Genomic DNA, 26,137 nt, shown 5'->3' with positions numbered 1-26,137 from the left:
CTTCCAGCCGGCTATTCCTTGCCAATGGGCGGCGTAGCTCCAAGAGCCGGCTGGAAGCCGGCGATTCCAGAAAGAGCGCAATAATCGTCGGCGACTGGAGTTGACCGCTCTAGTTTGCCGCCGCCACCTCCGGGTGGCGATAGGAAATGCCGGCCGCGTCCAGGACGGCGCGGGTCGTATCGCCCGAACGCCGCCCTGCCTCCCGGGCCGACAGGGCATCGACCTCCTGCGAAAACACTTCAGGGCCGACATGGCGCAATTGGCCCTTGGCCGCGATGATGCGCAGGATTTCCACCACCTCGAACTCGCCTTCCCCCGGGAAGTTGCGGTGATTGACGGTGTCGTCGAAGGTGGAATGGCCGATCTGGCGCCGTCGCCCGTCATCCACCTGGACGCCGGCGAAATACTGGCCCGGCAATGATCGCAGCAAATCGAGATCGGCATGGCCCTTCGAGAAATGCCAGATATCGACCAGGATGCCGGCATTGGCGGGGGTGACTGCACCGACGATCGCCCAAGCATCGGCCAGATTGGGCAGGCCCCAGAACGGCATGAATTCGAGATCGACCCAATAGCCGTGCCAGGCCACCCGTTCGCACAGGCGGCCGAAGCCATCCACCAGCCGGCTTTGCTCGACCGTGCCCCTGTCATAGCCGGCCACGGCGAGGATCGAGGTCAGGCCGAGCTTTTCGCAGATGCGCAGGCTGTGATCTGTGCTGACGTCGAAACGCGCCCGCAACTCGGGACTGCATTCGGCGGGCACGCGGATCGGCGCCCAATCGGTGAGGGAATCGAGATAACGCAGCGGCGCCCCCGCGTCGGCGGCCATCGCCTTCATGTCCTGCGGCTTGAGGCCGGATTCCAGCGCTTCGAGATAGGTCTCGGGCGCGATGGCGAGGCTGGTGAAGCCACCCGCCCTGGCCGCCTCGACATGGCCGCGAAAACCATGCACGCGCGCCGAGGCCGGCCAGAAAACGAGGTCGACGCCCTGCTGGGACATCTGCAATCTCCTTGGGTGGGAAGCGCCCGTGCCGGCGGCACGGGCGCGCCGGAGTGGGCTCAGGCTGCCGCCTTGGCCGCGTCGAAACGATGGGGAATGCCGGCAAGATCGAAGGCGCGGGCAAAGGAGGACTGGCAGCGCTGTCCGATCTCCTCGGCCGACAATTTATCGAACGCTGCCGAGAAGATTTCCGGCCCGAAACGGTTCAGGCCGCCGATCCGGTGCAATTGCTGCAGCAGCTCGACCACCGGAAAACCACCGTCACCCGGCGCGACGCGATGGAAGACGCAATCGTCCAGCATCGAGCGGCCCGGCTTGAGCGCGGCATCCGCATCGGCGATCTGCACCGTCGAGATCTTTTCGCCGGGGATGGTATCGAGCAGGGCCGGATCAGGCTTGCCGCGCAGATAGTGCCAGAAGTCGAAGACGATGCCGCTATTGGCCTTGTCGGCCGTCTTCACGATCTTCCAGGCCGTTTCGAGATCGGGCATGCCCCAGAACGGGATGAATTCGAGGTCGCAGCGCATGCCCATGGTCGCAGCGCGGTCGCAGGTCTGGGCAAAGCCCTCGATGAGCTGGTCGATCGAGACCTGGCTTTGCGGGCAGGTGATGATGGCGCTCATGGAATCGACCTGCAGCGCCTCGGCGATGCGGAAGAAATCCTCTCCTTCATAGCCGAAGAACGGGATCGGAAACTGCGCCGGATCGAGATTGTCCGGGAACCAGTGGGTTGCCCAGCGCGCATAGGGGTCGAGCTGGGTCAGCTTCACGCCATTGTCGTCGGCGAGCACCAGCATATCCTTGGTGGAGAGGCCTTCCAGCAGCCACTTCGTGTAATTGTAGGGCGTGATCGAGATGGCGTCGCAGCCGGCAAGGCGCGCCGCCTTGAGCTGCTCGGCCAGCGGCAAGGCCCGTACCGTGCCTACCCACATGATTGTCGACGAACGATCCATGATTCCCTCCCGGCATCCTCTTGTTGGATGGCAGGAGACTAGGAAGCGGAACCGATCCTGTCAATAAAAATAGATTTCTTTTTTTATAATCTATTTAATACTCAAGCCGATCAGCCGGCCGCGCGTTCGCCGGCCTTCTCCTGAAGGAAGGGAGCAGCGAGCAGGATCTCGGTGGTACGGGACAGGTGCATATCGATCAGCTCGCAGGCGCGCCCGACGTCACGGGCAAGCGTGGCTTCCATCAATTCCCTGTGCTCGAGATTGATGTCGCGGCTGACGGGCTCGGCCGGCACCGACAGTGCCCGATAGCGCTCGGTCTGCTCGTAGAGGGCCTTGCGGATCCTGAGCAGCGTCGGGCTCTTGCAGGCCGCCACCAGCGCGGCGTGAAAGGCGGAGTGTGCGATCACCCAATCATCATTGATGCGGCCGGGATCGCCGGGATCGCGCACGTCGAGCCGCGACAGGCGATGGAAGCTCGCCACCACACCGGTCTCCCAGTCGAGATCGCCCTTGCGGATCGAGTCGGTCAGGCACAGGCTCTCGATCTGTATGCGCGTGCGCGTGAGGTCGATCAGGTCCTCGCGCGAGATGGGCGCCACCCGAAAACCCTTCTGCGCCTCGGCGATCACCAGGCCGTCGGCGCTGAGGCGCGACAGCGCCTCGCGCACGGCTCCCAGGCTGACATCGAACCGCTTGCAAAAATCCCCGATCTTGAGCTTGGAGCCCGGCGGAATACGACAGGCCAGCACATCGGCGCGAATGCGCTCATAGATGTCGCCTGCCAAGGTTCGGGATTTCGCGTCGGCAAAGGAAGTCATGCATGCATCCGTTCAGGTGGTTCCCAACAATAAATATACATAAGTAAGCCAAAAATAAACTTTTTCCGGCACAACTCCCCGGAATCTTGCGGTCCTATCGGCATGACATCGCCCGCCTGCATTGCCATCGCGCGGCGGAAGCTCTTGGTGCCGCAAGATTCCTATCGGGTACATCCATCGAGCCGTCCCTCCTGCAACCGACCGCGCGCATCGGCGACCTCTTCCCGGGACGACTGCGGTCTCGCCCCGCGCCGCCTCGGCGCGAGGTCCCATCGTCGCCGCGCGCGCGCCGCGCCGGCCGCCGCCGGCGTCAGATCAGGCTGCGGATGCTGCCGCCATCGACGCCCCAGACCGAGGAGGTGACGAAGGAGGCGAGGCTGGAGGCCAGGAAGACGATGACATTGGCGACCTCCTCGGGCTCGCCCATGCGCTCGAGCGGCAATTGCCTGAGCTTCATTTCGTAGTCGACCGCCTCGCGCGGCGGCAATTTGTGATGGGCCGACAGCGCCTCGGCAAAGCCGCCCGGCGCCGACCAGAGCGGCGTCCAGATCGGACCGGGCGCCACCGCGTTGACGCGCACGCGCGGCGCTTCGGCCCGAGCCAGGCTCTTGGTGACGGAGAGCAACGCCGCCTTCAGAGCACCGTAATCGGCCGGGATCGCCTCCGGCTGGCGGGCAAGGTCGGAGGTGTTGTTGATGATCGCCCCGCCACTTTCACGCAGCCTCGGCAGCAAGACGCGCGTGACGCGGATATTGCTCATGAAGTTGACGGCGAAAGTGCGCTCCCAATGCGCATCCGTAAGCTCCTCGAAGGGATGGCCGTCCACGATGCCGACATTGTTGACGAGCACATCGAGCCGGCCCTCGCCTCCGGCGAAAATCGCCGCAAGCCCGGCCTCCACCCCCTGCCCCGTCGACAGGTCCGCCACGGCGGTCGCGACCGTGGCACCGATACCGCGGATGGCGACGGCCGTCGCCTCGAGCCCGCCCGCATCGCGATCGATGAGCTTCAGGCGGGCGCCCTCCCTGGCGAAGGCCAGGGCCGTTGCCCGGCCGATGCCGCTGCCCGCGCCCGTGATCAGGACGTGCTTGTCTTGAAGTCCGGTGTCCATTCCAGTTCCCTGTCTGCGTCAACAGGCACCGCCCGGCCGTCTGTCGGCGGCGTGCAGGCCTTCCTCATTGCCTGGGATGGATCAGCGATCCATCTCGTAATTGTGGACGAAATCGTCCGGCGGCGTCGGCCCCCACAGCATGAGCGCGTCCTCGGGCGCGAATTCGCGCGTATCCCACTCCGTGCCCTTGGGGATGTAATCGATGTCGCAGGAATATTCGGAAAAGCCGCCCCAGGGATCCTGGACATAATGGAAGTAGTTGGAGCCGATGGTATGCCGCCCCACGCCCCAGCCGCGCTCATAGCCCTTGTCCGCCATGAACAGCGCGCCGCGACCGATCTGTTCGATGGCCCCGACATCCCAGGAACAATGATGGAGGCCGGGCCCATTCGACTTGGCAAAGGCGATGAGATGATGATCGGAGCCGTGAATGCCGTGCAGGAAGGCGACGATGCCGCCCGAACGGTCGGACAGGCGCAGGCCCGCCACCCGCTCATAATAGCGGATGGCGCCATCGACATCGCTGCTGAACACCAGGCAATGGGCGAGCCGGGATGGGCGTATACGCTTGAGATCGGCGTGCCCCAGGCCCGAGCCGCGCTGCCCCGCGGGTACGGAGACGAAGGTTCCGGCGCTCTTCTGGTCGAGCGAGGTCTTGGGTGCAGCCTTGATCTCGATCAGCACCTCGTCATGGCCGACAAACCAGAAACCGTTGCTGGCGAAGCCGGGCGGACTATCCATGAGGCGGATGCCGAGCCCTTCCAGATGCGCCTTGAAGCGTGGCATGTCCTCGGCATAGGCCCCGAAAGACAGATGATGCAGCTTCTTCTGGGCGCTCCCCTCGATCACCGTGCCCCAGACATGATCATTGCCGAAGGTGCGAAGCTGGAGGGCATTGCCCTCCTCGCGCACCTCCAGGCCGAACAATTCATAGAATTCGCGCGCCTTGGTGCCATCGGGCACCTGCAGCACGAAGTGATCGAGCGAATGGACGCCGAGATTGCCCCTTCGCTCGGCAGGGACGAAGTCCCCGGTGCGAATGCCGGTCATGTTCTCCTCCCGAGGATTTTTGGGCGCGTCAGGCGTTCGCGGCCCCTGCCGCCACGGCAAGGTCCGCCCCCTCCGATTCCGCCGAGGATATCTCGTCGCGCACCGGATTGGCGAGCAGGCCGAGGCCTTCGATCTCCACTTCGCAGACATCGCCGGCGCGCATCAGCAGGCGTGGCGTACGGGCCCAGCCGATGCCGGCAGGCGTGCCCGTTACCAAGACGTCGCCCGGCTCCAGGGTGATCGCCTCGCTGATGGTGGTGATGATGGTGGCGACGTCGAACAACATGTCGTCGGTCACCGCCGACTGCACCACCGCCCCGTTCAGCCGGGTCTCCAGCCGCAGGCCCTTGCCGCCGGCGGGCACCTCGTCCGCAGTGACGAAGGCCGGGCCGAAAGCGCCCGTCTGGTCGAAATTCTTGCCCACCGTCCATTGCGGCGCCTTGAACTGATATTCGCGCACCGAGCCTTCGTTGAAGATCGAATAGCCGATGACGTGATCGAGGGCACGGGCGCGGGGGATGTGGCGCCCGCCCTTGCCGATCACCGCCACCATCTCGCCTTCGAAGTCGAAACTGTCGGACACCAGCGGGCGCATCAGCGGCTGGCCATGCCCGATCAGGGTCGTGGCGAAGCGCGCGAACAGCGTGGGGTAGTCCGGCTGCTCATAGGGCGATTCCTTGGTGTGGTCGGCATAATTCAGGCCGACGCAGATGATCTTCGGCGGCCGGGCGAGCGGCGGCCGGTAGCGGATCGCTTCCGGATCGATCACCGGCGCCGATGCCAGGGCGCGGCCGACCCCGCGCAAGTCGTCCTCGCCGGCGGCGATAAGCTTTTCAAGCTCGACCGGATGTGCGGCCTCGCCCTCGACCACGCCACGCAGCTCCCCTGCGGTCTCCACGGCGAGACCCTTGCGGCCTCCCCTTTCGAAACTGACGAAACGCATCGGATCTCCTCACTGTGAAATTCTATTCTTGCTCGTACATTCTCTATAAAAAATGATATGTCAATGAAAAATAGATTTTTGTTGACGTCACCGCTATTGAGGGCTACTCGATCCGACAAGCGGCACGCCGAGGCGTTGCGGCGGAAGGACGGCCACCGGCCCGTGCGTTCGACACGGGCCGGTCACAGCCGGCCAGGGAGGACCACCAATGAATCGACTACAAGGAAGGGTCGCGCTCGTCACGGGCGCGGCGCAGGGCATCGGCCGCGCCATCGCCGAGCTGTTCGCGGCTGAGGGAGCCGACGTGATCGCCACCGATATTCGCCACCCGCCCGAAGGCGTCGGGGCCGAATTGGACTTCGAGGTGCTCGACGTTTCCAGGCAGGACGACTGGACACGCGTCATCGACACGGCAGTGGCGCGTTTCGGCAAGCTCGATATCCTCATCAACAATGCCGGCATCGTACTCGCCTATGAGACCATCGATGCCACCGACGACGCCGGATGGGACCGGGTTGTCGCCGTCAACCAGACCGGCACTTTTCTGGGCATGCGCAGCGTCATCCCGCATATGCGGGCCGCAGGCGGAGGCTCGATCGTCAATCTATGCTCGATCTGGGGCAGTGTCGGCGCGCCGGGTGCCGCCGCCTATCAGGCGGCCAAGGGCGCCGTGCGCAACCTGACCAAGAACGCCGCGATCTCCTACGCCAAGGAGAACATCAGGGCCAATTCGGTGCATCCCGGCATCATCTGGACGCCGCTGATTTCGGCCCAGCCCGAGGCAATGAACGAGGCCATCGTGGCGATGACACCGATGGGCCGCATGGGCCGTCCCGACGATATCGCGCAGGGCTGCCTGTTTCTGGCCAGCGACGAGGCGGCCTTCATCACCGGCGCCGAGCTCGCCATCGATGGCGGCTATCTCGCCCAATAAGCCTTCTCGCCCTCAACATTGCGGAGAAACCCGATGAAAGCGCTGCGCTTCCATGCCGCCGGCAATGTCCGGCTCGACGACATTCCCGCTCCCCCGGCGCCCGATCCCGACGAAGTCGTCGTCGCAGTGCGCCAATGCGGCATCTGCGGCACCGACGTGCATGAATATCTCGAAGGGCCGATCTTCGTGGCGGCCACGCCGCATCCGCTCACCGGCGCTTCGGCACCTCTGGTGCTCGGCCACGAATTCTCGGCCGTGGTGACGCAGGCCGGCGCCAAGGTCGGACGGGTCAAGCCGGGCGACCGGGTCGCCATCCTGCCGCATCTCAATAAGCCCGGGGACTATTTTGTCCGGCGCGGCCTCGGCCATATCAGCGACACCACCGCGATCGTCGGCCTGTCCTCGGCCTATGGCGGCATGGGCGAGTTCGCGGTGCTGCCGCAAGCCAATGTGGTGCGCCTGCCCGACGGTGTCAGCGACGAACAGGGCGCATTGTTCGAACCGGCGGCCGTCGCCGTCAATGCCGTCGACCGAGGAGGCGTCTTTGCCGGCGCGAGCGTGCTCGTCACCGGCGCCGGACCGATCGGCATCCTCGTGGCCATGGCCGCCCGGGCCGCCGGCGTCACCCGCGTGCTGGTCTCCGAAGCCAATCCGGGGCGCCGCCACAGGCTCGCATCCCTCGGGCTGGACGTCACGATCTGCGATCCGGCCGGAACCGAGCTGGCTGAAGCGGCAAACCGGCTGACCGAGGAGGGCCTCGGCGTCGACGTCGCCATCGAGTGCGCCGGCCACGAGCGCGCCCTAGCCGATTGCATCGGCCATGTCCGGCGCGGCGGCACGGTGGTCCAGGTCGGCATCTTCGTGCACCCGCCGCGCGTCGACATGCGCCTGCTGACTTCCAAGAGCATCACGCTCACCACCAGCTTCGGCTTTCCGATCACCATCGGGCCGCGCGTCATCGGCATGATCGCGGCCGGCCAGCTTCCGGTCGAGAAGATCATCACGGGCCGTATCGGCCTTGCCGAGGCCGTCGAGCGCGGGCTGGCGGAACTGGCACGCCCCGGCAATGACCAGCTCAAGATCCTGATCGCCATCGCAAACGATACCCAACGCAAGGACACCATCCATGGCTGAATGGCTCAAGCAAAGCCGCGGCGGCGAAGCCCGGCCCCAGAACGACAGGAAGGTCCGCGACACCGTCGAGACCATCCTGGCCGACATCGAGGCGCGTGGCGAAGCTGCCCTGCGCGATTATTCGAGCCGCTTCGACGGCCTTGTCCGCGACGATTTTCGCCTCTCGCCCGCGGAAATCGAGGCCTGCATCGCCCGCCTTACGCCGCAGGAACTGCGCGATATCGAATTTGCGCAGGCCCAGGTGCGGAATTTCGCTGAAAAGCAGAAGGCAAGCCTGCAGGAGCTCGAAGTCGAGACCCTGCCGGGCATCACGCTCGGCCACCGCAACATCCCCGTCTCCTCCGTCGGCTGCTACGTGCCGGGCGGCAAATATCCCCTGCTCGCCTCGGCCCATATGTCGGTGGTGACGGCCAAGGTGGCGGGTGTGAAGCGTATCGTCACCGCCGCGCCGCCCTTCAACGGCGCGCCGGCCCCCGCCATCGTGGCGGCGCAGGCTTTGGCCGGCGCGGACGAGATCTATGTGCTCGGCGGCGTACAGGCGATCGGCGCGATGGCGATCGGCACCACGGCGATCCGCCCGGTCGACATGGTGGTCGGCCCCGGCAACGCCTATGTCGCCGAAGCCAAGCGCCAGCTCTTCGGGCGCGTCGGCATCGATCTCTTCGCCGGTCCCACCGAGACACTGGTGATCGCCGACGATACCGTCGACGGCGAGATCTGCGCCACCGACCTGCTCGGCCAGGCCGAGCATGGGCCGACCTCCCCCGCCATCCTGCTCACCACCTCGCGCAAGCTGGCGCAGGACACGCTGGGAGAGATCGAGCGCCTGCTCGCCATCCTGCCGACTGCGGCGATTGCCGCGATCGCCTGGCAGGATTTCGGCGAAGTGATCGTCTGCGAGTCGCATCAGGAGATGCTCGAACTCGCCGACGGTATCGCTTCCGAACATGTGCAGGTGATGACCGATCGCGACGATTGGTTCCGCGACAACCTCACCAATTTCGGTGCCCTGTTCCTCGGCGCCCGCACCAATGTCGCCTTCGGTGACAAGGCGATCGGCACCAACCATACCCTGCCGACCATGAAGGCAGCCCGCTACACCGGCGGCCTGTGGGTCGGCAAATTCATCAAGACGGCAACCTGGCAGCGCATATCGACGGATCACGCCGCCGGGACGATCGGCGCCTATTGCTCGCGCCTGTCGATGATGGAGGGCTTCGTCGGCCATGCCGAGCAGGCCAATGTCAGGGTACGGCGCTTCGGCGGCAGGCCGGTACCCTATGGCAGCGCGGTAGCCGCCGAATGAGCACCCTGCCCCTCACGCCCTCCTTTCGGCTCGACGGACGGCGGGCGCTCGTCACCGGCGCGTCGAAGGGCATCGGGCTTGCCGCTGCCGCCGCCCTCGCCCAGGCCGGCGCGGCGGTGACCCTGGTCGCCCGCAACGAAACCGCGCTTGCCGAAGCCGGCGCGGCGATCCGCGCGTTCGGCGGCACGGCCGACTGGCATGCCGCCGACATCGCGGCGGCGGAGGCCGCCCCACGCCTCGCCGCGCTAGGCGCCTTCGACATCCTCGTCAACAATGCCGGCATCTCCAGGCCATCCGCCTTCCTGGACACAAAAGCCGGCGATTTCGATACCGTGATGTCCACCAATGTCCGCGCGGCCTTCTTCCTCGCCCAGGCCGTGGCGCGGCGGATGTCCGAACGTGGCCGGGGCGGCTCCATCATCACCATGTCGTCGCAGATGGGCCATGTCAGCGGCCCCAAACGCTCGGTCTATTCCGCTTCGAAATTTGCCGTGGAGGGCATGACCCGCGCCATGGCGATCGAGCTGGGGCCGCACGATATTCGCGTCAACACCATCTGCCCGACCTTCGTCGAGACCGAACTGACCCGCTCCAGCCTGGCCGATCGGGAATTCCACGATTGGGTGATGGCCAAGATCAAGCTGGGCCGCCTCGCCCGCCTGCAGGACCTGATGGGACCGGTCGTCTTCCTCGCCTCGGATGCGGCGGCCATGATCACCGGGGCCTCATTGATGGTGGATGGTGGATGGACCGCCGGCTAAGCTAGGGCCGCCCATCCGGTGGGTTCGAGAGGTCGAGGAAGTCCGCTCAGCAGGCCCAGCGTCGGGGCACGTCGAAACAGCTCTGTCGCAAACACATCGTCTGGGCCGATCTACTTTCGGCTACCCCGTCACCATGTTTACACCGTCATTTTGACTGCTCGGTCGCTGGTATCTCGCTTACAAACCGGCCTCAGAGATCTGCAAGTGAAGATGACCGAGCGCGGCACTTGCGTCGATTATTTCAACATCTACCGCTGTGTGGCATGGCTTGCGCCGTTGCTGCTTGAATGATTCAAGCGGAGGAAAGGCATAGGGCTGCGCAAAGCAGTATGATTTAACTAAGAGTTCGTCGTGCATTCGTACCAGATCACACAAATCGACGCGGCCGCAGGAGGCCCCAAGCGCCATCTCGACCTTCTGTGCTCAAACGCAAAAACCGCCCAGGTGATCAGACCTGGACGGTTATCGATTTATGACAGAATTGGTTGCGGGGGCCCACAACCAAGTCCTACGCGGCAGCACGCCACGATGCCCCTAACCGCGTTTTCCCGCGACGGAATACGATGTAGATGAACGACCAAACAGCTCATATCGAAGCCAGATCATCGTACTGCACCGAGCAATAACTTAAGCAAAAGGGTCTTGTGCATACTAAGATTTTCGCTCACTCGGTTCTGACATCGATGACAAGATGTTGAGCATCAACCCATGGTTATGTGGTCGGATGCTCATCGATCCCGCGTCAGAATAGGAGGTCAATTCCGACCACGCCGCCATCGTAGGCGCCATCCGGCTCGATCCCGAGAAATTCCGCTCCCGTCGCATTGCCGATTTCGTCGCGGCCAGTCGCCAGCCGAAGGTCAAAAGGCGCTGTAGCCCTCGGCAGGCTCAAAATGACCTTCCATCCTCCCGTTCGCAGACACTCGTCGTAATCTGTTTGGCAGGTCTTGCCGGTCACCGGAATCCTGAACCACTTGCCGTAGGAACCGCCCTGCTCGGAAAACGCAGCATATTCATATTCGGCATCGGTGATATTTATGACGCACAACGTCCAGGCCAAACCTCCAGGCGGGGACTTCAGCGGATCATATGAGCGATCGATATCTCCATTCTGGATGATGAAGTTGTCGAGGTTTGCCTTGCTTTGGAGCCGTTGCAATTTCATCGTCTTCCCCTGCTCGCTGGAATGTAGGTCGCGCCTGCCGCCACTCCACTACTGTTGCCGAGCCTCAACCGCGCAGCGAGTGCAGGCGGAGTGGTCGACAAAGGCGGCGTTGTCGCCTTGCCGATCAGAAAGCAACCCGCATGCCAAGGCGAAACAGGGAAAGATCCGGGCTTTCGCCAGGCTGATCCTTTGAATTTCGGACAAGTTGTCAGCCCCGGCCGGACAAAACGTCCCGGCACATCCAGATGACGACGCTCGCCGCCGGCGCATGAGCGCATGACGCGCCGCATCGCGCGACGGCGCCTGGCACTGGTTCGTGGCTTTGTATTCGCGCTCGGGCCGCCATGGTTTGCGGCCTCGTGCGAACCCAGCCTGGCCGGACATTTTGTTCGCCGCCTCGGACATATTGCCCGCTGCCGCCATCTGCCAATCTCGTAATCCATTGATATTTCTCACCATGTCGAATGGCATGCGTCTTGCTAACGCCTTGCCAACGGCCTTGGGCCGAGCATCGGCCCCGCCGAACGATGGGCCGGATCACATCGACGGATGCAGCCGACGGAATGCTGAGAAGACAGGGCGGAATTGTCATGACAACGGATGTGGACACACAAGATGACGTATTGTCTGCGCCACGAAGGACCGGATTTCTCGATCGTCAAAGGATCATCGCCAAGCCCGGCTTCAATCGCTGGATGGTGCCTCCCGCCGCACTGGCCATTCACCTGTGTATCGGCATGGCCTACGGCTTCAGCGTGTTCTGGCTGCCGCTTTCTCAAGCTCTCGGTCCCGCCCCGTCGGCTCGATGTCCCGACCTGAGCCTCATGGCAGCCTTGTTCACCACGAGTTGCAACTGGCGCGTGTCGGATCTGGGTTGGATCTACACGCTGTTCTTCGTGCTGCTCGGCTGCTCAGCGGCCATCTGGGGCGGTTGGCTGGAAAAAGCCGGCCCTCGCAAGGCCGGGGTGGTGTCCGCCCTGTGCTGGTGTGGCGGCATGCTGCTGGCCGCGGTCGGCGTCATGCTCCACCAATTGTGGCTCATGTGGCTCGGTGCGGGCGTCATTGGCGGCATCGGCCTGGGCCTTGGCTATATCTCGCCCGTCTCGACCCTCATCAAATGGTTCCCGGACCGGCGCGGCATGGCAACCGGCATGGCGATCATGGGTTTCGGCGGTGGCGCCATGATTGGCGCTCCCCTCGCCAATCTCCTGATGGGAACTTTCAAGACAACGGACAGCATCGGTGTCTGGCAGACCTTCGTCGTCATGGCCACGATCTATTTTGCCTTCATGATGGCTGGGGCGCTGGGCTACCGGATTCCGCCGCCGGGATGGCGCCCCGAGGGTTGGTCCCCGCCGTCCGCGGCCGGGCGCTCCATGATCACGACCCGGCATGTCCACCTGAGGAACGCTCACAAGACCAGGCAGTTCTGGCTGATCTGGCTGGTCCTCTGCCTCAACGTATCGGCGGGCATCGGGGTGATCGGCATGGCCTCCCCCATGCTGCAGGAGATCTTCGGCGGCCGGCTGCTCGGTCTGCCGGACCTGAGCTTCGACAAGCTCTCACCCGACCAGAAGGTCGCGATTGCGGCGATAGCAGCCGGATTTGCCGGGCTGCTATCCCTGTTCAACATCGGTGGCCGTTTCTTCTGGGCCTCGCTTTCGGACAAGATCGGCCGAAAGAACACCTATTACGTTTTTTTCCTGCTTGGCATCGCGCTTTATGCGGCCGCGCCATCCGCGGCCCATTCGGGCAGCCAGCTCCTGTTCGTGGCGATCTTCTGCGTCATCGTTTCCATGTATGGCGGAGGATTTGCGGCCGTACCGGCCTATCTCGCCGACATCTTCGGGACACAATTCGTCGGTGCCATCCATGGTCGCCTGCTGACGGCCTGGGCAACGGCCGGCATATTCGGACCGGTGATCGTCAATTACATACGCGAATTCCAGTTGGCTGCCGGGGTATCGCGCGCACAAGTCTATGATTTCACGATGTATATTCTTGCCGGCATGCTGGCGCTCGGCCTGATCGCCAACGCATTGATACGGCCATTGGCCGACAAGTGGTTCATGTCCGAAGCCGAGGTCGCAGCCCTTCAGGACGCGCCCGCCTCTGCCCAGGACGGCACGATCGGGACTTTCGGGATCGGCAAGGGCGGCTTGGAGGGCAAGGCCCTGTTCGCCTGGGCCGCCGTCGCCATTCCGATTTTCTGGGGCCTTTGGGTCACGCTCAAAAGCGTCATTGCATTGTTCTGATGCCTGGCAGCATCCTCGGTCGCCGCCGTGGCGACCGCACTATAGGAGTGGAAGATCACGGCCTTCCAATCCGCAGGATCGGCAGGTTGCGCGGGCCGAGCAGTTCCCGCATCCGGCCAAAATGGTCTGTGCCCAAACAGACTATCTGCAACGGTCAGGCCGGCATCGGGCCTCCCCCATCGAGGAACTCGGCATGGCAGAGATCAAATGGTTGAAGGACAACGAATACCCCACGCAGCGGGGAGACTGGGTCTTGCTCACCAGGGAAGGCCCCGTCTGGTCGATCAACAGCGCCACATCCACCGGCGACAGCGTACTGTCCGTTCCGATCGGTGCCTTCCATCTATTGAACGACTTGCTCGCCTGCACGATCAAGTGGGCCGACCATGCAGGTATTGATTGGATCTACATACGCGCTGGCGATGATTTTGCGCATTTTTGACAGCCGGGTCGTTTACGCAAAAACCCGGCTCGCCGAATATGTCGCCTGGTCGCGCCCGCAGGCAGCGCGCGCCTCATGCCGACAACGTCCTATTTCTTGGCGGGCAGGAGCGCGACGGCTGCCTCCGTCGTCAACAGGCGGAAGGTCAGGCTTTCCTGGAAGTAGAGCTGGACCGATGTCGCCGAATGGCTGGCATAGCCGATCGAGATGTCCTGGCCCACGGACAATTCGAAATCACCGCCTCGCGTCGTCAGCACCAACCCGCCCTCGATCGCCGGGGCCCAGATGATTCCCCCCTCCACCAGGCGCTCGACATGCTCGAAGACCGGATAGCCGTCGTCGCTGCCGCCGGTGGCAGCCGTATAGGCATCGGCTCCCAGCACCAGCGCATAGGGCCCATCCACCCCCGCCAGCCGCAACTGGCTCACTGCCTGTGCGACAATGTCCGGATAGCTTTTCACCTGGGCCGGAAGCGTCAGGGCCGGATTGGAAAGGCCCTGACGGATGCCCTCGATCCCGGCCGCGGCAAAGCCATCGAAGACCGCGCGATCCTCGGCAAAGGCGAGCTTGCGCGCCGCTTCCTTCACCGGCGACCAGTCCGAATCCGCCGCACCCCGCTCCACATCGTCGATGGCCTGGCGTGCCAGCTCGAAGGGAACGCGCAGTTCCACCAAGGCCTTCACCTCCCGCTGGGCGGCTTGGACCCCCTCGCCCGGCCCTGCAAGCGGAAGGATATGACCGGTTCCCACCGCCGATGTCGCCAGGCCCTGCGGGCCCTCGACGTCCACCACACGACGGCCGGCCAGATGGCGCTTGAGGGTGCGCGTCGCCTCCTCCTCGATCTGCGCCCAGGCGCCGTCGGAGATCGGTGCCAGCTCCCGATGAAGATTATTCATGGCCTGCTTCCTTCTTGAGCGATCCAATACCGAGCGAGCCGTCACCGCCAGCCGGCCGCGAACCAGAGCTTTGCGCAGGCTCGATATCTGCGGGAACCGGTTCGGCCGTCGCCGGCGCGGCAGCATCGGCCGCCACATCGTCCAGGAACGTCGCCGACGGCACGAAGAACAAGGAGCCGGTCACCGCCCGGCTGAAATCGAGCAGCCGGTCGTAATTGCCCGGCGGCCGGCCGATGAACATGTTCTCCAGCATCCGCTCGATCCGGCTGGGCGAGCGGGCATAGCCGATGAAATAGGTGCCGAACTCGCCCTTGCCGACGTCGCCAAACGGCATGTTGTCGCGCAGGATCTCCAAGGCCTCGCCATTCTCCTCGATCGAGGTCAGGACGTTATGCGCGTACGGCGCCTTGAGCGCATCGTCCTGCTCGATGTCGGACAGCTTGGCGCGCCCGATGATCTTCTCCTGCTGCTCGACGGGCACCTGGTTCCATCCGGTCAGATCATGCAGATATTTCTGCACGATCACATAGCTTCCACCGGCGAAGGCGCCGTCCTCCTCGCCGATGAGGGTGGCATCCACCGCCGCCTGGTCGACCGGGTTCTCGGTACCGTCGACGAAGCCGATCAGGTCGCGGTCGTCGAAATATTTGAAGCCATGAACCTCGTCGCTGCCGGCGACGGCGTGCCCGATCCGCGCCATGATCTGCGTCGCCAGTTCGAAGCAAAGGTCCATGCGCCGGGCGCGGATGTGAAACAGGATGTCCCCCGGGGTCGAGACCGCATGATGGACGCCGCGGATCTCGCGGAAGGGATGCAGATCCTTCGGCCGGGGCGCTCCGAACAGCCGGTCCCATAGATCCGAGCCGAAGCCCATCACGCAGGACAGCCGCCCCTCGAGATCCCGGAACCCCACCGCCCGCAAAAGCCCCGACAGATCCGCGCACAGCGCCCGGACCGCCGCCTCCGACTCCCCGCCGGGCTTGACGGTTACCACCAGGAAAATGGCTGAACGCGAGAGGGGCGCAACGACCGGCTGCGAAACGGTAGAGGGCAAACTCGACTCCATACGGCTATCCATCCGGTTGCCGGCCTCAGCCCAAATCGACCGGACGCCCGGATTTTTCTTCTTCGAGGGTCACGGCAATGTCGGCATTGGCGGACAACCTGACTTTCTCACCTTCAACCCCAGCCACGAAACCGATCTCGATATAGTGGTGGTGGCCTCGATGCGCCCCGAAGCTGTCGCTCAATTTGAGCTCGATACGATCGCCCACAACGCGATCGACCGTCCCGACATGCACGCCATCGGCTCCGATTACGTCCATATGTGCCTTGATCTGGTCCTTCATCACACTTCTCCCTTGTTGATCCCATGCGCCATACAGCTATCGATCGGATGACATTGCGCTGCTTTAGGCTGCCTCGAATTCGTCCTCATCCATGATTTCCGGAGCCTTGCCATTGAAGATGAGGCTCTTCTTGCCTGCGGAGATCTTCACCTTCATATCGTCGCCGATCTCGCCCGCCAGGATCATCTCGGCAAGTGGATCCTGGACGTAGCGCTGGATTGCGCGCTTGAGCGGACGGGCGCCATAGGCGGGGTCCCACCCCTTGTCGGCCAGCCAGTTCCGCCCCTTGGCATCGAGCGAAAGCTCGATCTTGCGATCGTCCAGGAGCCTGCGCAGGCGGGCAAACTGGATCTCGACGATCCGTCCCATTTCGCTCTTCTGCAGGCGGTGGAACAGGATGACGGCATCGACCCGGTTGAGAAACTCGGGACGGAAGTGGCTGCGCACCATCGCCATCACCTGTTCGCGCACAGCACTCGTCTTCTCGCCTTCGGCCTGGTTCACCAGATATTCCGCGCCGATGTTGGAGGTCATGATGATCAGGGTGTTGCGGAAGTCGACCGTGCGGCCCTGCCCGTCCGTCAGGCGCCCGTCATCCAGCACCTGCAGCAGCACGTTGAAGACGTCGGGATGGGCCTTCTCGATCTCGTCGAACAGCACGACCTGGTAGGGCCGCCGCCGCACGGCTTCGGTCAACGCACCGCCTTCGTCATAGCCGACATAGCCCGGAGGCGCGCCGATGAGCCTGCTCACCGAATGCTTCTCCATGAATTCGGACATGTCGATACGGATCATCGCTGTTTCGTCATCGAACAAGAACTCCGCGAGTGCCTTGGCGAGTTCGGTCTTGCCGACACCGGTCGGCCCCAGGAACATGAAGCTCCCGATCGGCCGGTTGGGATCCTGCAGGCCCGCCCTCGCGCGCCGCACGGCCGTCGAGACGGCACGTACGGCCTGCGCCTGCCCGACGACACGCTTGGCGAGCATGTCCTCCATATGGAGCAGCTTGTCCTTCTCGCCTTCCAGCATCTTGTCGACGGGTACGCCCGTCCAGCGCGAAACCACCTGCGCGATGTTGTCCGCAGTCACGGTTTCGCTGATCGACGAATTCTCGCTGGCTTCGACGACAGCCAGCTTTTTCTCCAACTCCGGAATTCTGCCATAGGTGAGTTCGCCGGCCCGCTGAAACTCGCCCTTGCGTTGGGCATTGGCGAGTTCCGTGCGCAATCGTTCCAGCTCGCTCTTCATCTTCTGGGCGTCGGAAAGCTTGCTCTTTTCGGCCTGCCATTGCGAAGTCAGGTCGGCCGACTTCTTTTCGAGCTCGACCAGGTCCTTGTCGAGCGTCTGCAGCCTGCTCCTGGAGCCGGCGTCCTTCTCCTTCTTGAGCGCTTCCTGTTCGATCTTGAGGCGAACGATCTCGCGATCGAGCGAGTCCAACTCCTCCGGCTTGGAATCCACCTGCATCTTCAGGCGAGCCGAGGCCTCGTCGATGAGGTCGATCGCCTTGTCCGGCAGGAAGCGATCGGTGATGTACCGGTTCGACAGCGTGGCTGCCGCGACCAAAGCCGAGTCGGCGATCCTTACGCCATGATGAAGTTCGTATTTTTCCTTCAGGCCCCGCAAAATCGAAATCGTGTCCTCGACCGTTGGCTCAGGAACGAAGACCGGCTGGAAGCGCCGTGCCAGCGCAGCGTCCTTCTCCACATGCTTGCGATATTCATCGAGTGTGGTCGCGCCGACGCAATGCAGCTCGCCGCGCGCCAGGGCCGGCTTGAGCAGATTGGAAGCATCCATGGCGCCATCGGTCTTGCCGGCCCCGATCAAGGTATGCATCTCGTCGATGAACAAGATGATGCCGCCCTCGGCGCTCGTCACCTCCTGCAGCACGGCCTTGAGCCGCTCCTCGAACTCCCCGCGATATTTCGCGCCTGCAATCAGGGCGCCGAGATCGAGCGCGAGCAGCTTCTTGTCCTGCAGGCTCTCGGGCACGTCGCCGTTGATGATACGCAGCGCCAGGCCTTCGACGATCGCCGTCTTGCCGACCCCCGGCTCGCCGATCAGCACCGGGTTGTTCTTGGTGCGCCGCGACAATACCTGGATGGTACGACGGATTTCCTCGTCGCGGCCGATGACCGGGTCGAGCTTGCCATCCCGCGCCGCCCTGGTCAGGTCGCGGGCATATTTCTTCAAGGCATCATAGGCATTCTCGGCCGAGGCAGTGTCGGCAGGCCGGCCCTTGCGCAGTGCATCGATGGCCGCACCGAGGTTACGGGGGTCGACACCACCCTCGGCGAGCAGTTTGCCGACCTCACCGCTCTTGTCCGCGACAAGCGCCTGCAACAAGCGTTCAACCGTCACGAAACTGTCGCCGGCCTTTTCCGCGGTGCTCTGCGCGGCAGCCAGAAGGCGCGCCGTCTCGGGGGCCAGATGGATCTGTCCAGCGCCCGTACCGGAAACCTTCGGCAATTTTGCCAAAGCCTCTTCGGTCGCCTGCAGAATCGCACGCGAATTGCCGCCCGATCGGTCGATCAGTCCCGAAACGAGGCCTTCCTTGTCGTCGAGCAGGACTTTCAGGAGGTGGAGTGGCGTCAGCTGCGGATTTCCCTCGCGCGAGGCGAGGAACTGCGCCGACTGGATGAAGCCGCTGGCGCGATCGGTGTATTTATCAACGTTCATCGAGCCATCCCTCACGGCAACGATATCCGGTCAAAACGAAAGCGGTCGAAATGCACGCGCCTCTCCTCGACGGGCCACGAGCATGAAGGTCGCATGCAGATCCCATATGCCGTGGCACGGCGTCCTCCTAATAGCTCTGCTCTTCCTCACTGCCGCCGCACACCCGCCGGCGCGAATGTCCGGCACGGCTGCCCAGTTCCAGGAGCAACTGGCGTGCCAATTTGAAAGGAAAGCGAAATCAATCAGATAGAACTTCGCATCCAACGGCGGCGGACACTATGTCGAAGCCCTGGCGGACAAAATGTCCGCATCACTGCGGCGGCGTCAGCTTGCTTCGGGCAGCCAGACGAGGAATGACGTGCCCTTACCCGGTTCGCTCGACACGGAAATCCTGCCGCCCTGTCGTGTCACCAGCATCTGGCTGATCGAGAGGCCAAGTCCGGTGCCATCGCGCGTCTTGGTGGTGAAGAACGGGTCGAAGATCTTTTCGATCACGTCGGCCGAAATGCCGGCACCGGTATCCGCAACCTTGATGGCTACCCCTGCCCAACCATCCATGTCGCTGTCGTGGTTTCGCAGGGAAAGTCGCCCCCCATGCGGCATGGCATGGATGGCATTCACCAGTAGGTTGACCAGGACCTGCTGCAACTCGGTGCGGTTCATCGCGATGAGGCGGGATGCGCGATCCTCCCGCTCCAGGGTAATCGTCGTCTTCCTGATGAGATGCTGAACAAGCGGCAGCGTATCGGAGACGATGGTGGCGACGGCATAATGCTCGGTGTAGCCGGCATATTCCTGGGGTTTGGCAAACTGCAACAATTTGGTGATGATTTCGCCGATACGCGCCATCTGCTGGTCGATAAGACGGAACTCGACCTTGGCCTTTTCGGCGTCGGAGCCCATCAACTCGCGGATCACCTCGAGATTGCCCTGCATCACGGCGATCGGATTGTTGATTTCATGGGCAATGCCGGCACTGATCTCCCCGATCGCGGCAAGCTTCTCCGACATGACGAGCTGCCTGGTCGTGTTTTCCAGCTGCAGGGTGGCCTGGTGCAGTTGGTGGGCCCGCTCCTCGACACGGCGATTGAGCTCGTCGTTCCAGCGGCGCAATTGCGCATCGCGTTGTTGGAGCAAGTCGAGGAGATGGTCGAGGTGAAAAGCCACCTGGCCGATCTCGTCCTTCGTCTTCACATGACCGGTTCGCGCGGACAGGTCACCGCCTTCGACGCGGCTAATCGCGCCCGTCATCCGCTCCAAGGGCCTGAAAATGTTGGTTGCCCAGATCAGGAACAGGGGAACCGTAGCCGCCACCGCCACCAGGAACGCCCCGGCAATCGTCAGCAAGGTCTCATATTTGGCCTGTGTGAACGGTTTTTGCAGAAAACCCACATAGAGCATGCCGACCCGGCGGCCATAGCTGTCGATGATGGGCTCATAGGCGGAGATGAACCAGTCGCTGACGACGAAGGCGCTACCCCGCCATGTCCGCCCCTGACCGAGCACGGCGTTGCGAACGACTTCCGAAACGCGGGTTCCGATCGCCCGCCGCCCTTCGAACAACCCCACATTGGTGCTGATACGCACGTCCCCCAGGAACAAGGTAGCCGTACCCTGGCTTCCCTCGGGCAAGCCAGCCTCATGGTAGATCAGGTCGTTGATCGTATCGACGAAGGCTAGGTTCTGGTTGAGGAGCGTGCCGCCGACCAGGGCCGCCCGCCGACCATCCGGCAATGTCAAAGCGGTGGCCGACTGGAGCACCAGGCCGCGAGTTTCCTGGGAGAGCGTAGCGGCAGTACTGCCAATGGTGGGTACGATCTCGATGCGCGCGCGTGCGGCGAGATCGGGAGAGAAGGCACCAAGCTCTTCGGCCTCGAAAACATCGATAGCCGTCTTCGAATGCCCTTCGAGAGCCGACCGGACGATCGGCCAGCTCGAGCGCACGGAGGAAGACGCCGTGGCATAGGCACTCGTGAGGATCCTGCCGTCTTCGCCGACGATGTAGAGGAAATCAAACTGGCGTGCCTGTGCAGTCTCCTTGAGGAGCAAGGTAAACGCCGAACTTGGATAGTCGTTTTTCTGAAGGAGGTCGTGGAAACGTGCCGATTCACTCACCGAGGCCAGTCGAGAATCCGTGTTCTCGAGAATGCGGGCCAGATATTGATGGGCAATCGTCAAGTCGTCATTGACCTTGGAGATTGCCAGGGCATCGAACCGGGCATTCCAACGGTAGAGGCTGATACCCAACAGCAATGGCAAGATCACGAGCATGGGTACGAGCGCAATCGCCAGCAAGCGATAGCGCACCGATCTTCTTCTTCGTCCGGCCTTCGAGGCTTGGTCCCTAGACATTCCAGCTGACGCATTTGCGATCGATGGTCTTGCGCGAGATGCCGAGGCGGCGGGCAGCCTCCTCGCGATCGCCCTTGACCTCGCGCAGCACCGACAGGATGTGGCGCCGTTCCACCTCGGCCAGGCTCTGGCCGCCCCTGTCGTCATCGCCGTCACTGGCAATGCGTTCGATATCTTCCGGAAAACCGCCGAGGATCACGGTCCGCTCGATCAGGTTACGCAACTCCCGGATATTTCCCGGCCAATCATAGCGTGCGAGCGCAGCGCGCACCCTGTCGTCGATGGTGACGGGAGGCATGCCGAGCTGCTGGGCGAATTCGCGCATGAACAGAGCCGCGAGTTCCTGCACGTCGTCGCCGCGATCCTTCAGCAGCGGTAGATGGATCTGCATGACATTGATGCGGAAATAGAGATCGGCGCGAAAGCTGCCGGCCTCGACGCGCTTGGGAAGATCGGCATTGGTGGCAAAGATGAAGCGGGCGTCGAAGGGAACTTCGCGCTCCGAGCCGACCGGTCTGACACGTCGATCTTCCAGGACGCGCAGCAGCTTGGTCTGCAGCGAAAAGGGCAGGTCCCCGATTTCATCGAGGAACACGGTACCACCCTGCGCATGCATGAAAAGCCCTTCCCGAGCCCTGCCCGCCCCGGTGAAGGCCCCTTTCAAATGGCCGAACAGTTCGCTTTCGATCATGTCCGCCGGGATGGCAGCGCAATTGATCGGCACGAAAAGCTTGTCGGAGCGACCGGAAAGCAAATGAAGCGAGCGCGCCGCGACTTCCTTTCCGGTCCCCGACTTGCCGGTCAGCAGGACCGAAGTCGGCAAGGGCGCAACGCGTGCAATGGTCTGGCGCACATTCTGGATCGCCCTGGAGTCGCCGAGCAACTTGTTCCGCAGGAAGATCTGGTGGCCCGGCGATTTCAGTTCATGATGCAGAACGTCGTTCTCGCGCTGCAGCCTGATCCGGTCGAGACAGCGGGCGACCGCATTGAGAAGCTGGTTGGAGCGGAATGGCTTGAGCACGAAGTCGACGGCGCCGGCCCGCAAGGCACCGATCGCGGTGTCCAGATCGGCATAGGCCGTCATCAGGATGACATCGGCAAAGAACCCGACGGCACGCTGTTCGGCAAGCCAATCCAGGCCGTTCTGTCCCGGCATGATATTGTCGAGAATGACCACGTCGAAATGCTGCTGGTCGAGTTTCTGGGACGCCTGTTTGGTATCCGCAGCCTCGGCGATCAGCTTGCAGCGCGGCCCCAGGATCTTGACCAGGAAATTGCGCATGCCCGGCTCGTCGTCGACGACCAGGATCGAGGCCTGGGCGAGCCACGGCCCGAACTGTGGATCTGCGGCAGGGCCGGCAGCATCGCGAGCTGGATCCTCAGACATCAACACTCCTTCCCAACCTCACCCTGGCCAGACGCGGAGAACCGTCAGCCGCCCAGAAACGCCGGTGCCAAACTCTCTTCCACCATCTCCCGGGCCGCCTGAGGCGTCTGCTGGCTGCCGTCGATGTCGAGGCGGGTTGCTGCCTCGAACAGCAAGGCACGCACATCGTCCGGCGAAAGGATGCTTTTGGCCACGAGCTTGCGCACCAGGGCCTGCAGGATGAGGACATCGATCCCCTGCTCGGACGCGATTGGACTTTCACTCATTCCACTCTCCCCCTCTAGCTACGAACGCTCCTGTATATCCCCGCGCAGTTGCGCCAGAGCCTGACGCAGCCCATGAAGCTGATCCATCAGATGCAGGATGACGTCGATACCCTCGTCATTGGCTCCGATATCGTTCTTCAGCTCGTGGATCAGGCGTGCGCGGGCAATGTCGATTTCGGTGAATTGCACGCCAGTCGGGGTCGGTCGAGGAATAAGCCAGCGCTGCTCGAGCCACACTTCCAGCGTCTGCACCTGGATGCCGGAACTCGCCAGAAATTCCTGCTTGTTCATGCTCATGATGCTCTATCCTCACGGGGATTGAAGTCCTTGCCCTTGGCCCAGTTCGAAACAAAGGCTTCGAGTTCCGGATCGGGCGCTTTCGGCAGGACGATCTTCAGCTTGACGAACTGGTCGCCCTGCCCTCCGCCCCGGCGGGGCGCCCCCTTTCCCTTGAGACGCAGGGTCGTGCCAGTGTTCGACCCTTTCGGCACGGACATCGTCACGTCGCCGGTAGGGGTTGGAACACGCACGCGTCCTCCGAGCACGGCCTCCGACAGCGAAACCGGCAATTCCAGCGTGATGTCGTCGCCCTCGCGCGTGAAGCGCCGATCCGGCAGGACCTCCACTTCGATCAAGGCGTCGCCGGGACCGCCCGTACCGGCGCCCGGCGCTCCCTTGCCTTTCAGGCGCAGGGTCTGTCCATCCACCAGGCCGGGGGGAATCTTCACGTCGAGCGTGCCGCCATCCGGCAGGGTCAGGCGCTTGTTCGCCCCCATGACCGACTCGACGAACTCGATCGGCAGCCGATAGTGCAGATCCTGTCCGCGCCGGTTCGCGCGCGCCCGCTGGCCGCGCCTCAGCAGCTCGGCAAACGCATCTTCCCCGTCCATGAAGTCGGCGAAACCGGAAGTATCGGCGTAGGGATGGTCGTGATCGGCTTCTGTATATTCACGGTAGAAATGCTGCGGCGGGCGTTCCGCACCGCTCGCGTCGATCTCGCCATTGTCGAAGCGCTTGCGCTTGTCGGCGTCGCTGAGCAGGTCATAGGCGCCAGCGACTTCCTTGAACTTCTCCTCGGCGCTCTTGTCACCCGGATTGAGATCCGGATGCAGTTTCTTCGCAAGCTTGCGATAGGCGCTCTGGATCTCGGCCGAAGATGCCGTCGGGGCAACACCTAGAACCTCGTAAGGATTTCTCACAACCTACTCCGATAGCATTTCCACGGCGTTTTGCGGTTTGGCTCATAGGTTTCAAGGGGGCGCCCCATCGCGCCTCCGGTCGATGCTGAAAGCGTCGGGACCTCAACCCGGCGCAGGCCCTCGATGCTAGATCATTTTTCGCGGTCAGTCAGGAAGGCTCCGCGTCTCGGTCAAAATGCCTTTCGTGACAGGCTCTGCCGCCGGATCAGCTCGATCTCTTCGCATCATTGTCATCCACCTCGCTGAATTCGGCATCGACCACATCATCGCCGCCGGCACGAGAGCCCGTATCGGGCGACGCGCCCGGCTGCGCAGAGGCCGCCTCCGCCAGTTTCTGCGAGAGTTGCTGCAGGGTGCCCGTCTTTGCGGCGATAGCGGCCGCATCCTCGCCTTTCGCCGCCTCGCGCAGATCGGCCATGGCATTCTCGATCGCCCGGCGATCCGCCTCGGCCACCTTGCCACCATGCTCGGCAACCGCCTTCTCGGTCGCATGCAGAAGCGCTTCGGCGGTATTCCTCGCTTCCACCGTCTCCCTGCGCTTTTTGTCCTCGGCGGCATGGGCTTCGGCATCCTTGACCATCCGCTCGATGTCGGCTTCGGAGAGGCCACCGGACGCCTGGATCTGGATGCGCTGCTCCTTGCCGGTCCCCTTGTCCTTGGCGGAGACGTTGACGATGCCGTTGGCGTCGATGTCGAAGGTCACATCGATCTGGGGCACGCCACGCGGGGCCGGCGCGATACCCATCAGATCGAACTGGCCGAGCAATTTGTTGTCCGCCGCCATCTCACGCTCACCCTGAAAGACACGGATGGTGACGGCGTTCTGATTGTCCTCGGCGGTCGAGAACACCTGGCTCTTCTTGGCTGGAACGGTGGTGTTGCGTTCGATGAGGCGCGTGAACACACCGCCCAGCGTCTCCAGCCCGAGCGAGAGGGGGGTGACGTCGAGCAGCAGGACGTCCTTGACGTCGCCCTGCAGCACGCCCGCCTGGATTGCCGCCCCGACCGCAACCACCTCGTCTGGATTGACGCCCTTGTGCGGCTCCTTGTCGAAGATCTTGCGCACAATCTCCTGGATCTTCGGCATCCGGGTCATGCCGCCGACCAGCACGACCTCATCGATGTCCTTGGCCGCCAGTCCCGCATCCTTCAACGCATTGAGGCATGGCTCGATGGTTCGCTGCACGAGATCTTCGACCAGGGACTCGAATTTCGCCCGCGTCAGCTTGATCTGGAAATGCTTGGGACCGCTGGCATCGGCCGTGATGTAGGGCAGGTTGATTTCAGTCTGGGTGATGGTGGAGAGCTCGATCTTGGCCTTCTCCGCCGCCTCCTTCAATCGCTGCAGGGCCAGCTTGTCCTTTCTCAGGTCGATGCCCTGCTCGCGCTGGAATTCGTCGGCAAGGTAATTCACCAGGCGCATATCGAAGTCCTCGCCGCCGAGGAAGGTGTCGCCATTGGTCGACTTGACCTCGAAGACCCCGTCGCCGATGTCGAGGATGGAGATGTCGAACGTGCCGCCGCCCAGATCGTAGACCGCGATCTTGGCCTGCTTCTTCTTGTCGAGACCATAGGCAAGCGCCGCTGCCGTCGGCTCGTTGATGATGCGCAGAACCTCGAGGCCCGCAATCTTGCCGGCGTCCTTCGTCGCCTGCCGCTGCGCATCATTGAAATAGGCGGGAACCGTGATGACGGCCTGCGTGACCTTCTCACCGAGATTGGCTTCGGCGGTTTCCTTCATCTTCTGCAGGATGAACGCCGAGATCTGCGAAGGCGAATAGGCCTTGCCCTGGGCTTCCACCCAGGCATCACCATTGGCCGCCTTGACGATCTTGTAGGGGACGAGGGTCTTGTCCTTCTCGACGGTGGGGTCGTCGTAGCGTCGGCCGATCAACCGCTTGACCGCAAAGATCGTGTTGGTCGGGTTAGTCACCGCCTGCCGCCTGGCAGGCTGCCCGACGAGACGCTCGCCATCACCTGTAAACGCAACGATCGACGGTGTGGTCCTCGCACCCTCGGCATTCTCGATGATGCGCGTATTCTTGCCATCCATGACTGCAACGCATGAATTGGTCGTTCCCAGGTCAATTCCGATGATCGTAGCCATGAAGATGCTCCCTGTTACTTGATTGCTGGAATA

At 63.1% G+C, this 26,137-nt stretch carries 24 protein-coding genes; 6 read left to right on the top strand and 18 right to left on the bottom strand.

Features of this window, described 5'->3' with window-relative positions; genetic code table 11:
• Positions 1-109 precede the first annotated feature (109 nt).
• The 6 genes from ACZYTC_RS30730 to ACZYTC_RS30705 all read right to left on the bottom strand — a co-directional run bounded on the left by ACZYTC_RS30730 (position 110) and on the right by ACZYTC_RS30705 (position 5,875).
• Positions 110-1,000, bottom strand: coding sequence for a sugar phosphate isomerase/epimerase family protein (locus tag ACZYTC_RS30730; RefSeq protein ID WP_434960298.1), 891 nt, complete (start codon positions 998-1,000; stop codon positions 110-112).
• Positions 1,001-1,059: 59 nt separating this feature from the next.
• Positions 1,060-1,953 carry a sugar phosphate isomerase/epimerase family protein gene (locus tag ACZYTC_RS30725; RefSeq protein ID WP_434960297.1) on the bottom strand — a complete coding sequence of 298 codons (894 nt, stop codon included), beginning with the start codon at positions 1,951-1,953 and terminating at the stop codon, positions 1,060-1,062.
• Between the two features lie 110 nt (positions 1,954-2,063).
• Positions 2,064-2,771, bottom strand: coding sequence for a GntR family transcriptional regulator (locus tag ACZYTC_RS30720; RefSeq protein WP_434960296.1), 708 nt, complete (start codon positions 2,769-2,771; stop codon positions 2,064-2,066).
• Between the two features lie 310 nt (positions 2,772-3,081).
• On the bottom strand, positions 3,082-3,882 hold the full coding sequence (locus tag ACZYTC_RS30715) for an SDR family NAD(P)-dependent oxidoreductase (RefSeq protein ID WP_434960295.1): 801 nt from the start codon (positions 3,880-3,882) through the stop codon (positions 3,082-3,084).
• 81 nt (positions 3,883-3,963) lie between these two features.
• Complete coding sequence (locus ACZYTC_RS30710; RefSeq protein WP_434960294.1) at positions 3,964-4,932, bottom strand: VOC family protein; 969 nt, start codon at positions 4,930-4,932, stop codon at positions 3,964-3,966.
• A 28-nt stretch (positions 4,933-4,960) separates the two neighbouring features.
• Entirely contained in the window at positions 4,961-5,875 is a 915-nt protein-coding gene (locus tag ACZYTC_RS30705; RefSeq protein ID WP_434960293.1) for a fumarylacetoacetate hydrolase family protein, read from the bottom strand.
• 208 nt (positions 5,876-6,083) lie between these two features.
• Here ACZYTC_RS30705 and ACZYTC_RS30700 point away from each other — a divergent pair, with 208 nt between their 5' ends.
• Genes ACZYTC_RS30700 through ACZYTC_RS30685 form a run of 4 tightly spaced genes read left to right on the top strand, consistent with a single transcriptional unit; the run spans position 6,084 to position 10,010 of the window.
• Positions 6,084-6,809, top strand: a complete 726-nt coding sequence (locus tag ACZYTC_RS30700) for an SDR family NAD(P)-dependent oxidoreductase (protein ID WP_434960292.1) — start codon at positions 6,084-6,086, stop codon at positions 6,807-6,809.
• A gap of 33 nt (positions 6,810-6,842) precedes the next feature.
• On the top strand, positions 6,843-7,943 hold the full coding sequence (locus ACZYTC_RS30695; protein WP_434960291.1) for a zinc-binding dehydrogenase: 1,101 nt from the start codon (positions 6,843-6,845) through the stop codon (positions 7,941-7,943).
• Entirely contained in the window at positions 7,936-9,249 is a 1,314-nt protein-coding gene (hisD, locus tag ACZYTC_RS30690) for a histidinol dehydrogenase (protein ID WP_434960290.1), read from the top strand. Before ACZYTC_RS30695 ends, hisD begins: the two co-directional genes overlap by 8 nt.
• On the top strand, positions 9,246-10,010 hold the full coding sequence (locus tag ACZYTC_RS30685; protein ID WP_434960289.1) for an SDR family NAD(P)-dependent oxidoreductase: 765 nt from the start codon (positions 9,246-9,248) through the stop codon (positions 10,008-10,010). Before hisD ends, ACZYTC_RS30685 begins: the two co-directional genes overlap by 4 nt.
• Before the next feature lie 742 nt (positions 10,011-10,752).
• Here ACZYTC_RS30685 and ACZYTC_RS30680 read toward each other — a convergent pair.
• Positions 10,753-11,175, bottom strand: coding sequence for a hypothetical protein (locus ACZYTC_RS30680; protein ID WP_434960288.1), 423 nt, complete (start codon positions 11,173-11,175; stop codon positions 10,753-10,755).
• A 48-nt stretch (positions 11,176-11,223) separates the two neighbouring features.
• On the bottom strand, positions 11,224-11,646 hold the full coding sequence (locus tag ACZYTC_RS30675; RefSeq protein ID WP_434960287.1) for a hypothetical protein: 423 nt from the start codon (positions 11,644-11,646) through the stop codon (positions 11,224-11,226).
• A 119-nt stretch (positions 11,647-11,765) separates the two neighbouring features.
• Here ACZYTC_RS30675 and ACZYTC_RS30670 point away from each other — a divergent pair, with 119 nt between their 5' ends.
• Both ACZYTC_RS30670 and ACZYTC_RS30665 read left to right on the top strand, forming a co-directional pair.
• A complete protein-coding gene (locus ACZYTC_RS30670) occupies positions 11,766-13,430 on the top strand; it encodes an OFA family MFS transporter (protein WP_434960286.1) in 1,665 nt (554 codons plus the stop codon).
• A gap of 193 nt (positions 13,431-13,623) precedes the next feature.
• Positions 13,624-13,872, top strand: a complete 249-nt coding sequence (locus ACZYTC_RS30665) for a hypothetical protein (RefSeq protein ID WP_434960285.1) — start codon at positions 13,624-13,626, stop codon at positions 13,870-13,872.
• 89 nt (positions 13,873-13,961) lie between these two features.
• Here the strand turns inward: ACZYTC_RS30665 and ACZYTC_RS30660 are convergent, their stop codons facing one another.
• The 10 genes from ACZYTC_RS30660 to dnaK all read right to left on the bottom strand — a co-directional run bounded on the left by ACZYTC_RS30660 (position 13,962) and on the right by dnaK (position 26,104).
• A complete protein-coding gene (locus ACZYTC_RS30660) occupies positions 13,962-14,768 on the bottom strand; it encodes a family 1 encapsulin nanocompartment shell protein (protein WP_434960284.1) in 807 nt (268 codons plus the stop codon).
• Complete coding sequence (locus tag ACZYTC_RS30655; RefSeq protein ID WP_434960283.1) at positions 14,761-15,834, bottom strand: Dyp-type peroxidase; 1,074 nt, start codon at positions 15,832-15,834, stop codon at positions 14,761-14,763. The genes ACZYTC_RS30660 and ACZYTC_RS30655 overlap by 8 nt, the downstream gene beginning before the upstream one ends.
• A gap of 25 nt (positions 15,835-15,859) precedes the next feature.
• Entirely contained in the window at positions 15,860-16,117 is a 258-nt protein-coding gene (locus ACZYTC_RS30650; RefSeq protein WP_434960282.1) for a DUF2171 domain-containing protein, read from the bottom strand.
• A gap of 63 nt (positions 16,118-16,180) precedes the next feature.
• Complete coding sequence (gene clpB / locus ACZYTC_RS30645; protein ID WP_434960281.1) at positions 16,181-18,793, bottom strand: ATP-dependent chaperone ClpB; 2,613 nt, start codon at positions 18,791-18,793, stop codon at positions 16,181-16,183.
• Between the two features lie 324 nt (positions 18,794-19,117).
• Positions 19,118-21,145, bottom strand: a complete 2,028-nt coding sequence (locus ACZYTC_RS30640; RefSeq protein WP_434960280.1) for a sensor histidine kinase — start codon at positions 21,143-21,145, stop codon at positions 19,118-19,120.
• Positions 21,138-22,532 (bottom strand): sigma-54-dependent transcriptional regulator, encoded by a 1,395-nt coding sequence (locus ACZYTC_RS30635; RefSeq protein WP_434960279.1) that lies wholly within the window; start codon positions 22,530-22,532, stop codon positions 21,138-21,140. The genes ACZYTC_RS30640 and ACZYTC_RS30635 overlap by 8 nt, the downstream gene beginning before the upstream one ends.
• A 44-nt stretch (positions 22,533-22,576) precedes the next feature.
• Positions 22,577-22,798, bottom strand: coding sequence for a hypothetical protein (locus ACZYTC_RS30630; protein ID WP_434960278.1), 222 nt, complete (start codon positions 22,796-22,798; stop codon positions 22,577-22,579).
• 18 nt (positions 22,799-22,816) lie between these two features.
• The gene (locus tag ACZYTC_RS30625) at positions 22,817-23,089 is read right to left on the bottom strand and encodes a chaperone modulator CbpM (RefSeq protein WP_434961331.1); all 273 of its coding nucleotides are present in this window, start codon (positions 23,087-23,089) and stop codon (positions 22,817-22,819) included.
• Between the two features lie 2 nt (positions 23,090-23,091).
• A complete protein-coding gene (locus ACZYTC_RS30620) occupies positions 23,092-23,997 on the bottom strand; it encodes a DnaJ C-terminal domain-containing protein (protein ID WP_434960277.1) in 906 nt (301 codons plus the stop codon).
• Positions 23,998-24,202: 205 nt separating this feature from the next.
• Entirely contained in the window at positions 24,203-26,104 is a 1,902-nt protein-coding gene (gene dnaK, locus ACZYTC_RS30615; RefSeq protein WP_488991348.1) for a molecular chaperone DnaK, read from the bottom strand.
• Between the last annotated feature and the right edge of the window lie 33 nt (positions 26,105-26,137).

This window comes from Labrys sp. F242 (assembly GCF_057813875.1).
Note: the sequence above shows the minus strand (reverse complement) of the source record. Positions and strands in the feature narration are given on the sequence as shown.